The following is an 11,051-nucleotide window of genomic DNA, read 5'->3' as shown; positions in this document are numbered from 1 at the left end:
CGGCTGGACGGCGGGCGGCGGCGCTGAATGGATGTTCACGCCCGACTGGAGCGTCAAGATCGACTATCTTCGCTACGATCTCGGGGCCGCTCAAGGGTTCAATTACGCGGCGCAATCGACCGGCGTTTACGCTTACGGCGCGACAAGTTCGACCCGCTTCAACGGCAACCTGATCCATGCCGGCGTCAACCGTCACTTCGATCTCATCAGCGTCGCAGAAGCAAAGTAGGCTCAAACTGGAGTGCGAGGCGCTGCGTCAGTTAAGGCAACGTCAGTGCATTTCTGAAGCGCGCTTGCGTGGGCGCTTCAGTCGCGCTCTCGGCTTCAATTTCCTTCGGCCGGGAACTGCGATTGCAGCTGCACGGTTCAACACTGCGCCTGCCATGCTGGAAGAAAATGTTGGCGAACGTGGTTGAAAGGTCGACACGTGCCACTGCCCGAACAACAACTGCAGACCTCCCAAGAGGAGCCTTTGCCTCCGGGCCACGCCGCTCCGCGCGAGCCGGCAGATTCGGGCGACATAAAGGGCATTACGAAGCGTGAAATCATCGATATTGAGGAGCGCGCGCAGCCGCGCACGCCCGTCATCTACGAGGTGGTGCGTCGCACGGGCGAAGAAGAACTTGCGCGCCCGGCAGTCTCGCTCTGGTGGTCCGGCGTTGCGGCAGGTCTTTCGATAAGTTTCTCGCTTCTCGCTCAGGCGGTGCTTCAAACGCATCTTCCTGAGAAGAGTTGGACTCCTTTAGTCGTCGCAGCCGGCTACCCAGCTGGCTTTTTGCTGGTCATTCTCTCTCGCCAGCAGCTCTTCACCGAGAACACGATTACAGCCGTGTTGCCGCTGTTCAAGAGCTTCACCGCTCTGAACCTTGGCCGCGTTATTCGACTGTGGAGCGTCGTCTTCGCGGCGAACATGCTCGGCGCGTTCGTCGCCGCTCTGTTCTTTGCATTCACGCCCGCGCTCTCGGCGGAACTACGTGACGGCGCCTTGGAGATCAGCCGTCAGATGCTGATGAACAGCTCAAGCGAGATGTTTTTCCGGGCTATTCCTTCCGGTTTCCTCATCGCGGCGATGGTCTGGCTTGTTCCTAACGCCGACACTGCCCGATTTCACATGATTAGCCTGTTGACCTATCTCATCGCGGTCGGCGGCTTCACCCATATCGTCGCGGGGAGCGTCGAGGCCTTTCTTCTTGTGCTGAGGGGCGAACTTGGGACTGGCCCGCTGGTTGGGCGTTTCATAATGCCCGTCCTGGCGGGCAATATCATCGGCGGAACCGTGCTGTTCGCGTTAATCTCATACGCTCAAGTCATGAGAGAAATCTGAAATGGCGACTTGGCTGCGAGAGTCTCGATAAAGTAACGAATTCCTCGAGAGGCATTGGGCGGTAGCGGACATAGGCGATCGAACCATCACGTCCAACAATGAAATTCGCTCCCACGGTCGTGAGGACGCACGAGCTGTGCATTTTGTTCCCACCTAGGAACATTTCTCAAGTTCCAGAGTTTTCCTTCAGCCTCTGACGGGCCTGTCCGCCGCCGCTGCGTGTCGGCGATGGTTGCGCGCGCGTCGCCAAGCAAAAGCTGAGCAAGCTGGCCCGGGTTGAAACTTTGTGTCGCCCCTCGCCACGTCTTTTGGTGAAAGGATTGACCGATGGCTCCAGATTCCGATCCAGCCCCAAAAGGACAAGAACGGCCTTCCTCCACAATTGAAGAGCTTGATGTGCTCTGGCTTACGGCGGGACTGAGTTGCGACGGCGACTCGGTCTCAATCACCGCCGCCAGCGAACCGAGCATAGAAGACGTCATTCTCGGAGCGATCCCCGGCCTACCGAAGGTGCGCTTGCACAATGCAGTGCTCTCCTACGAAGTGGGCGATGACTTCATGAAGGCCTTTTATCAAGGCGCGCGGGGCGAACTTGAAAACTTCGTGCTTGTGGTCGAAGGCTCCATCCCGAACGAGAAGCTCAGCGGCGATGGCTATTGGGCGGCAGTTGGCACGGATGCGGCGACGGGTCAGCCGATCAGAACCACTGAATGGATCGACCGATTAGCGCCAAAGGCGCTTGCCGTAATTGGCGCCGGAACATGCGCGACATTTGGCGGCATCCACGCGATGAAAGGCAATCCAACCGGCTGCATGGGCCTTCAGGATTATCTGGGCGCCGAGTGGAAATCAAAAGCCGGTCTGCCAATCGTCAATGTCCCGGGCTGTCCTGTCCAGCCCGACAATTTCATGGAGACATTCCTCTATCTGCTGCGCCAGCTCGCCGGTCTGGCGCCGATGATTCCCGTCGACGGACACGGCCGCCCACGCTGGCTGTTTGGCCCCACCGTTCATGAGGGATGCGACCGCGCCGCATACTACGAAGAGGCCGATTTCGCGCAGGAGTATGGCTCGCGGAAGTGCCTGGTGAAGATCGGATGCTGGGGCCCGGTTGTTCAATGCAACGTGCCCAAGCGCGGTTGGATCGCGGGTCTTGGAGGGTGCCCAAATGTCGGCGGCATCTGCATCGGCTGCACCATGCCGGGCTTTCCCGACAAGTTCATGCCGTTCATGGACGAACCGCCCGGCGCCCGCATCTCATCGGTTCTCATCAAGCCTTACGGCATGCTGATCCGCAATTTGCGGAAAATCACCAATCACACGCTCAACAAGGAGCCAAAGTGGCGCAACAAGGAGCCGACCTACACAACCGGTTATGAGCCCGATCGGCCGAACAAGACTCATCCACTCTAATTAAGGGATCCGCGACCATGGTCGATCTGGCAACCCGTCCTGCCACGCCTCCGCGCGCCAATAAAGCGTCGCCCAATCTCGTCGAGATGAATTGGGATCCGATTACCCGAATCGTCGGCAGTCTGGGAATTTTTACCAAGATTGATTTCGACAACCGGCTGGTTGCCGAATGTTACAGCACGTCGTCGATCTTTCGCGGCTACAGCATTTTCATGAAGGGCAAAGATCCTCGTGATTCCCACTTCATCACCAGCCGCATCTGCGGAATCTGCGGCGACAATCACGCGACGTGCTCTGTCTATGCGCAGAATATGGCCTACGGAATTAAGCCGCCGCCGCTCGCCGATTGGATCATCAATCTCGGCGAAGCCGCGGAGTATATGTTCGACCACAACATCTTTCAGGACAATCTCGTCGGGGTCGATTTCTGCGAGCAGATGGTCAAGGAAACTAATCCAAGCGTCTGGGTCAAGGCGCAACGGACGCCGGCGCGGAACGCGGACGCTCATGGATATCGCACGATCGCCGAGATCATGACCGCGCTCAATCCATTTTCCGGCGAATTCTATCGTGAGACATTGATTGTAAGCCGATACACGCGTGAGATGTTCAGCCTGATGGAGGGGCGCCATGTGCACCCCTCCACCCTTTATCCGGGCGGAGTCGGCACCGTGCCGTCGAACCAGCTCTTTACAGAATATCTGACACGCCTCGTGCGCTACGCCGAATTCATGAAAAAATGCGTGCCGCTGCACGATGATTTGTTCGACTTCTTTTACGAAGCGCTGCCGGGTTACGAGGAAGTCGGACGTCGACGAATTCTGCTGGGTTGCTGGGGCGCGTTTCAGGATCCGAACCATTGCGATTACAATTATAAGCACATGACCGACTGGGGTCGAAAAATGTTCGTTACTCCAGGCGTTGTCGTCGACGGCAAGCTTGTCACGACCGACCTCGTCGACATCAATTTGCAGATTCGCATATTGCGCGGGCAGTCCTACTACGACGACTGGGACAATTGTGAAACCTTCGTCAAGACGGATCCGCTGGGCAATCCGGTCGACCAAAAGCACCCATGGAATCAGACGACGATTCCAAGACCGCAGAAGCGAGATTTTGACAAGAATTATTCCTGGGTGATGTGTCCGCGCTGGCTCGACAAGAGCAGCGGAGATCATCTTCCGCTTGACACCGGCGGCGGCGCCTTTGCGCGTCTGTTCTCGACAGCGCTGGCGGGTCTGGTTGACATGAACGGCTATGTCAAAGCGACGGGCGACAGTGTGAAGATTAATCTCCCCAAGACGGCGCTCAAGCCTGCAGTGGAGTTCGAGTGGAAGGTCCCAAAGTGGAGCAACGCGATCGAACGCGACCGGGCGCGCACCTATTTTCAAGCCTACTGCGCCGCCGCGGCGTATTACTTCCTGGAACAGGCCTTCACAGAAATTCAGGCGGGCCGCACAAAGACCTGGACGGAGTTCCAGGTTCCGGATGAGGCGATCGGCTGTGGCTTCCACGAGGCGGTGCGCGGCGTGCTGTCGCACCATCTCGTCATAAAAGACAAGAAGATCGCCAATTATCATCCCTATCCGCCGACGCCGTGGAACGCGACGCCGCGAGATGATTTCGGAACGCCTGGACCTTACGAGGACGCGGTTCAGAATACCCCGATCTTCGAAGAGAACGGTCCGGACAAGTTTAAGGGTATCGACATCATGCGCGCGGTGCGCAGTTTCGATCCTTGTCTGCCATGCGGCGTGCATATGTATGTTGGCGGCGGCAAAACCGTTAAGACCACGCATTCGCCCATGTTCGGCGCGTCGCGAAAGCCGTCGCCATGAGTGGTGAGGCGCGCGAGACGGAGACGCTGGAGCAGTCTCTAGCCCGGCTGGAGAAGCTGACGGCCGCGCTTGAGGGGATCGCCGACGAAACGGGGCGGGAGGCGGCGCGCGAGTTGCTGGCGCTCGTGCTCGATTTGCACGCGCGTTCGCTCGCGCGACTGAGCACAATCATTGCAGCATCGAACGATGGCGCCGCCTTACTCGAGAAGATCGTCGAGGATCGGGACCTTCGGGCAATATTGCTCCTCCACGGGCTACATCCGCAGAGCGTGGAGGATCGTCTACAGGATGTCATCGCGCGCATGCTGCCGCAATGGAGCGCGCGCGGCCTCCATGTGAGTCTCATGAGCGCGGGTAAAGCCTTTGCAATGGTTCAGCTGCAAAGGAATGGCGTTGCTGAGCCCACCGACCAGTTGCGGCTAGAGATCGAGAACGCTCTCACCGACGCCGCGCCCGACCTCGACGATATTTTGATCGAAATGGACATGACAGCCCTTTACGCCGAAACCGCCGCCTAGAGCCTAAAGAGGCGCGACAGCATGGAAAGAATAGAATCGGGGAATTGGGCGTCTCGGCTGCGGCGCTTCCTGCGCGCGACCGAAGAAGAGCATTGCGAGTTCTGCTCGAAGACAATCGAGTCTCGGCACGCGCATTTGGTCGAGCGCGCGACACGAAAGTTCTTTTGCGCTTGTCCCCAATGTGCGTTCCTCTTGGGCGGAGGAGAGCGTTTTGCCGCCTTGCGCGCGCGCGCCGATGCGCTGCACGACTTCGATCTGAGCGACGACGAATGGGAGGGTTTTCACATCCCAATTGATCTCGCCTTCGTGTTCCGCAGCACGCCGGCCCAGGGGCCCATGGCGATCTATCCAGGTCCGGCCGGAGCGATCGAGTCTCCTTTTGCCGCCGATGGCTGGTCGCGACTGATCGCCGCCAATCCGATGTTGGCGCATCTTGATCCGGACGTTGAGGCGTTGCTCGTCAATCGAGTGAATGGCGCACGGGAATACTATCTCGTTTCGATTGATCGCTGCTATGCGCTCGTCGGGTTGATCCGAAGGCACTGGCGCGGATTGTCGGGCGGCGCAGAGGTCTGGGAGGCTGTTCGCGACTATTTTACGAACCTGCAAGACGACGTCGAGACGAAGGACAGGGTTCATGGTTGATCTCGACTTTCGCATCGAAGACGTCAAAGTCGAGAAATATTCGGCGGCGCCGCTGCTGCTGTTTGCGTTGCATGTCGTAAACAAGACGCCTGATCTGCCCATTCTCAACGTGATGTTGAACTGCCAGATCCGCATCCAGCCTGCGCGGCGGCGCTATGACGGCGATGAGCACGATCGGCTCTCCGATCTCTTCGGTCAGCCGTCGCGCTGGGGCGAGACGATGCGGAGTTTCCTTTGGACGCATGCGAGCGTTTCCATTCCCGCCGTCGACTCTGAGCGCACAGTCGATCTGCCGGCGCCTTGCAGTTATGATTTCAATATTGCCGCGACGAAATATTTTCATGGCCTGCAGCAGGGCGACGTTCCGCTCAATTTTCTGTTCAGCGGCTCGATTTTTTACCGCGACAGCGAAGGCAGGTTGCAGATTGAGCAGGTCGCGTGGAGCAAGGAATGCGCGTATCGCCTGCCATTAGGCGTATGGCGCGCGATGATGGAGCATTACTATCCGCAGAGCATGTGGCTCTGCCTGCATCGCGACGCTTTTGAGGACCTGGACCGTTACCGGCGCCGGCAAGGACTTCCGACATTTGAACGCGCCTTGCAGGCGCTACTCGAAGCCAACGCGGCGGAGGCGACATGAAACTCGACTCCATCAAAGCGATCGCCAACGCCGTTCTTTACGAAGGCTACATCCTTTATCCCTATCGGCCATCGTCAATAAAGAATCGTCAGCGCTGGACGATCGGGGGCGTCTTTCCGAAGGCGTTCGATCAGCAGGGCGACGCCTCGCGCATGGAGACGCAGGTTCTCTTGCGGGGCGGAGAGCAAGCGGCGTTCAACGTCCATTTTCGATTCTTGCAGGTCATGACGCGCGAGGTCGGACAGTTGGCGACGCCGGCGCAAGAGCTTCCGGAAGAGGGCGAACCGGCGCTGACGCGCGTTCCGAGTCTCAACGTCGACGGTCGGGAGTTGCTGGCGTGGGAGGAGGCGATCGAACGGGAGATCGCCTTAGGGCCGCTGCGGCCGGCAGATATTCAAGAGGTTGCGACTGTCTTGCCGTTCCGCTTCGAAGGCGCGCGCGAAATCGAGCCGGTGAGCGCCCAGGACGGCTGCATAGCCGCCGTTCTCATTCGTACGTCGCATAAGATTCAGGGCGTCATCGATGCGAAGGCACAGAAGCTCGCGCCGGATGTATGGAAGCTCACGATAGGAATCGAGAACGTCACGCCGCTTACTGGCTCGGATCGTGAAGAGCGCGCCGCCGCACAAATTCGCGCCTTTGCGTCAACCCATGCAATCCTCACCGTTCAAGATGGCGCGTTCGTTTCGTTGCTCGATCCTCCGGACGATCTGCGTGAGGCTGCGGCGCAGTGCCGAAATGTCGGCGCCTTTCCGGTGCTGGTCGGGAGACAAGACAACAGCGCCATGCTCGCTTCGCCGATCATCCTCTATGATCATCCGGCGATTGCGCCGGAAAGTCCCGGCGATCTCTTTGACGGCACTGAGATCGATGAAATTTTGACGCTTCGAATCCTCGCGATGACCGACGCCGAAAAACGCGAGATGGCGTCTGTCGACGCCCGTGCGCGCGCGCTTCTGGAGCGCACGCATGCATTGACCGCCGAGGACATGGCGCGGCTTCATGGCGTCATGCGCGATCACCCCTCTCAGGCCAGCCAAATTGAACCGCCGCGGATGGGCAGGGACCAAGAGAAGCCTCGCCTCGTCTCGTTGCTCGACAGCGGACGCAGTCTATGTGTCGGCGCCCGCGTGCGGCTACGTCCAAAATCGGGCGGCGACATCATGGATATTGCGCTTAAAGACAAGATCGCGGTCGTCGAGGCGATTGAGCGCGATTTCGAGGACCGGATCCATGTCGCGGTGACGTTGATTGACGATCCGGGCCGGGATCTCGGCGCGGCGGGCTTTCCCGGACACCGGTTCTTTTTCAGTCAGGAGGAGATCGAGCCGATTGCCGCGGGAGATGGGCCATGACCTCGATCCTCGTCGCCTGCGTCGGCAACATCTTTAATGGCGATGACGCCTTCGGAGTCGAGGTGGCGCGCCGGCTCTCACAGGTCACGCTCCCGGACGGCGTTCGAGTGATCGATTTCGGCATTCGCGGAATCGATCTCACTTATGCGCTGATGGATGGCTATGACGCCGTGATTCTCGTCGACGCGGCGCAGCGGGGGCAAGCGCCGGGCGTCGTCTCAGTGGTCGAGCCCGACCTCATCGAGGCGGGAGGCCCCACACCCGAGGATCTGGCGCTTTCGCCGCATGAGCTCGATCCGGCGAAAGTTCTTCGTCTGGTGTCGGCGCTCGGCGGAACTTGCCGGCGCGTGCTCCTGGTCGCCTGCGAACCCCTGACGCTTGGCGGCGAGGAAGGCGTCATGGGTTTGAGTGAGCCTGTCACGGCGGCGGTGGCTGTCGCCGCCGAGACGGTAGAAGAGCTGATCGATGGAATGATGGCGGCGTAACACGGCGCAATTCGCACAAGCGCCGCGTATCGGCAAAGGGAGAAACGTCATGAGCGGATGGGAGATTACAGGAATCGTCCTGGGGATTATCGTCCTCATATTGCTGGTCATCAATGCGAAGGATCTTTGGCGCTATATCAAGATCAGCAACATGTGAGGCTGACAGCGATCATGAGTTTTGCGGCGGTAGAGCCATCGCAGGCGCTCGAATTTAGGGTGCGCGGCCGCGTTCAGGGCGTCGGCTTTCGCCCGACTGTCTGGCGTATGGCGCGCGAACTTGGGCTTGCCGGCGAGGTTCTCAACGACGGCGAGGGCGTATTGGTGCGCGTCAGCGGCGACCAGTCGCGGATCGCTGCGCTGCTTCGACGAATCGAAGGAGACCCGCCGCCGCTCGGGCATATCGACAGCATCGAAAGGCGGCGCTACAGCGGCCGGCTCCCACAGGAGTTCCGTATCGCCGAGAGCATCGGCGGACCCGCCCGCACCCAGGTCGCGCCCGATGCGGCGCTTTGCGGCGCATGCGCAGCGGAGCTACGCGATCCGGACGAACGCCGCTATCGCTATCCGTTCACGAATTGCACCCATTGCGGACCGCGCCTCAGCATCGCGAAGGCCATTCCCTACGACCGCGCGACGACGACGATGGCGCCCTTCGCCTTGTGCGCGGCGTGTGAGGCGGAATATCGCAATCCGAATGATCGCCGTTTTCACGCAGAAGCTATAGCCTGCCCGTCCTGCGGTCCGACCGCATCGCTCGTTGCCTTCGGGCGGGAGGGAGAGCCGCGCGACGGCGCCGCCGACGCGGTCAAACTTGCCGCTGAGCTTATAGCTCGGGGCGATATCATCGCGGTCAAGGGACTCGGCGGCTATCATCTCGCGTGCGACGCGGCCAGCCCTGAGGCCGTCGTGCGCCTGCGGGGATTGAAGCGTCGTGACGCAAAGCCCTTCGCGCTGATGGCGCGCGATCTTGATGTCATGCGGCGCTACTGTGCAATCGACGCCGTCGAGGAACGCGAACTCACAAGCGTGAAGGCGCCGATCGTGCTGCTACGCGCAACAGGCCAGGAGCGTCTGCCCGAGGCCGTCGCGCCTGGACTTGCCATGCTCGGCTTCATGTTGCCGACGACGCCGTTGCATCTGCTATTGATGAATCAGTTCGAACATCCGCTCGTGATGACGAGCGGCAATATTTCGGACGAACCCGCCGTCGTCGACGACGCGGAGGCGTACCGACAGCTTGCCGAAATCGCCTCCTTCGCATTGACGCATGATCGCGCCATCGCCAATCGCATTGACGACTCGGTCGTGCGGGTCATGGCCGGGCGATCGCGCGTTCTTCGCCGCGCCCGCGGCTATGCGCCCGCGCCGCTGCGGTTGCCGAGCGGCTTCGAGAATGCGCCCGACTTGTTGGCGATGGGCGGAGAGCTCAAGGCCACATTCTGTCTGCTCAAGGATGGGCAGGCGATCCTGTCACAGCATCAGGGCGATCTCGAGAACGCGGCGACGTTAGATGATTACAAAAAGAATCTGGCGCTCTATCGGAGCCTGTTCGATCACGCGCCGTCGGCGATCGTCGTCGACCGGCATCCGGAATATCTCTCGTCGAAGCGCGGCCGCGCCGAGGCCGAAAACCACGGCGCGCCGCTGATTGAGGTTCAACACCATCACGCCCATGTCGCCGCCTGCCTTGCTGAGAACGGCCGACCGCCCCATGCGCCGCCGGCGCTCGGGATCGTGCTCGATGGACTCGGTTTTGGCGATGACGGCGCGATATGGGGTGGCGAGTTCCTGCTCGCCGACTATCTTGGCTACGAGCGGCTAGCGCGTTTGAAGCCGGTCGCCATGCCCGGCGGCGCACAGGCGGTGCGCGAACCGTGGCGAAACCTCTATTCGCATCTTAAGGCCGCGGGCGCGTTCGATGCGACGCCTTCTGCGTCCGGCGATTGGAGCGCCTTGAACGGCAAACCGCTTGCCACGATCGACCGGATGGTCGCGCAAGGCCTCAATTCGCCATTAGCCTCCTCGTGCGGTCGGCTGTTCGATGCGGTCGCCGCCGCGCTCGGCGTCTGCGCCGATCGTCAGGCCTACGAGGGCGAAGCCGCGGCGCGACTTGAGGCGCTTGCGGCGACGGCGCCAAACGACGCGCGCGGCTACGCGCTTAGGATTACCGAGTCCGAGCTCATCGACATCGATGCGGCGCCGATGTGGCGCGCAATTCTTGATGACCTCCGGCACGGCGTTTCAGCGCAGACCATTGCGCGCCGGTTTCACCTTGGTCTGGCTCAGTCGATCACTGAAGTCGCCGTGCGGCTGGCGGCTGCGCGACGATTTGAAACGGTGGCGCTGTCGGGCGGCTGCTTCCAAAATCGCCTGCTTTTCGAAAGCGTCTACGACGGTTTGTGCGAAGCTGGCTTCGTGGTGCTCACCCATGCTGACGCGCCCGCCAATGATGGCGGGCTCTCGCTGGGTCAGGCCGCCATCGGCGCCGCGCATCTGATGAGAACCGACATGACAAGAGATGGAAAGGACGGCGCATGTGTCTCGGCATTCCCGGCTGCATCGTTCGCATAGACAATGCCGACGATCTCGTCGCGACCGTCGACGTGAGCGGGGTGCGTCGTCAGATCAATATCAGCTGCATCGTGGATGAAGAGCATCCTGTCGAGTCATGCGTGGGCGATTGGGTTCTTGTCCATGTCGGTTTTGCGATGAGCCGGATCAACGAGGCGGAGGCGGCGGAAACGCTAAGATTGCTTCAAGAGCTCGGCGAGCTTCAAGCCGAGCTTGAGACGATGCAAGCGCTGACCGATGCTGTCGCTGCGGAGGAATAAGG

The 11,051-nt window shown here is 60.4% G+C and carries 11 protein-coding genes; all 11 read left to right on the top strand.

Translation table 11 applies throughout. The annotated features are described in order from the left end of the window. The coding region (locus ACR65T_RS01930; RefSeq protein WP_434494898.1) for an outer membrane protein at positions 1-229 on the top strand (229 nt) is incomplete at its 5' end. A 198-nt stretch (positions 230-427) separates the two neighbouring features. After that, complete coding sequence (locus ACR65T_RS01925; RefSeq protein WP_434494897.1) at positions 428-1,324, top strand: formate/nitrite transporter family protein; 897 nt, start codon at positions 428-430, stop codon at positions 1,322-1,324. A gap of 396 nt (positions 1,325-1,720) precedes the next feature. Continuing rightward, the gene (locus tag ACR65T_RS01920) at positions 1,721-2,737 is read left to right on the top strand and encodes a hydrogenase expression protein HypE (protein WP_434494896.1); all 1,017 of its coding nucleotides are present in this window, start codon (positions 1,721-1,723) and stop codon (positions 2,735-2,737) included. Positions 2,738-2,754: 17 nt separating this feature from the next. Continuing rightward, a complete protein-coding gene (locus tag ACR65T_RS01915; protein WP_434494895.1) occupies positions 2,755-4,575 on the top strand; it encodes a nickel-dependent hydrogenase large subunit in 1,821 nt (606 codons plus the stop codon). Further along, positions 4,572-5,093 carry a nitrogen fixation protein NifU gene (locus tag ACR65T_RS01910; protein WP_434494894.1) on the top strand — a complete coding sequence of 174 codons (522 nt, stop codon included), beginning with the start codon at positions 4,572-4,574 and terminating at the stop codon, positions 5,091-5,093. Before ACR65T_RS01915 ends, ACR65T_RS01910 begins: the two co-directional genes overlap by 4 nt. A gap of 21 nt (positions 5,094-5,114) precedes the next feature. Further along, positions 5,115-5,738, top strand: coding sequence for a DUF5947 family protein (locus ACR65T_RS01905; RefSeq protein ID WP_434494893.1), 624 nt, complete (start codon positions 5,115-5,117; stop codon positions 5,736-5,738). After that, positions 5,731-6,378 carry a DUF6084 family protein gene (locus tag ACR65T_RS01900; protein WP_434494892.1) on the top strand — a complete coding sequence of 216 codons (648 nt, stop codon included), beginning with the start codon at positions 5,731-5,733 and terminating at the stop codon, positions 6,376-6,378. The genes ACR65T_RS01905 and ACR65T_RS01900 overlap by 8 nt, the downstream gene beginning before the upstream one ends. Beyond that, positions 6,375-7,733 (top strand): hypothetical protein, encoded by a 1,359-nt coding sequence (locus tag ACR65T_RS01895; RefSeq protein WP_434494891.1) that lies wholly within the window; start codon positions 6,375-6,377, stop codon positions 7,731-7,733. The genes ACR65T_RS01900 and ACR65T_RS01895 overlap by 4 nt, the downstream gene beginning before the upstream one ends. Continuing rightward, a complete protein-coding gene (locus tag ACR65T_RS01890; protein ID WP_434494890.1) occupies positions 7,730-8,218 on the top strand; it encodes a hydrogenase maturation protease in 489 nt (162 codons plus the stop codon). Before ACR65T_RS01895 ends, ACR65T_RS01890 begins: the two co-directional genes overlap by 4 nt. Positions 8,219-8,389: 171 nt before the next feature. After that, positions 8,390-10,789, top strand: coding sequence for a carbamoyltransferase HypF (gene hypF, locus ACR65T_RS01885; protein ID WP_434494889.1), 2,400 nt, complete (start codon positions 8,390-8,392; stop codon positions 10,787-10,789). After that, positions 10,753-11,049: a HypC/HybG/HupF family hydrogenase formation chaperone gene (locus ACR65T_RS01880; protein WP_434494888.1), complete on the top strand. Its 297-nt coding sequence runs from the start codon at positions 10,753-10,755 to the stop codon at positions 11,047-11,049. Before hypF ends, ACR65T_RS01880 begins: the two co-directional genes overlap by 37 nt. Positions 11,050-11,051: the final 2 nt, after the last annotated feature.

The organism is Methylocystis sp. (assembly GCF_051061285.1).
Lineage (GTDB): Bacteria > Pseudomonadota > Alphaproteobacteria > Rhizobiales > Beijerinckiaceae > Methylocystis.
Note: the sequence above shows the minus strand (reverse complement) of the source record. Positions and strands in the feature narration are given on the sequence as shown.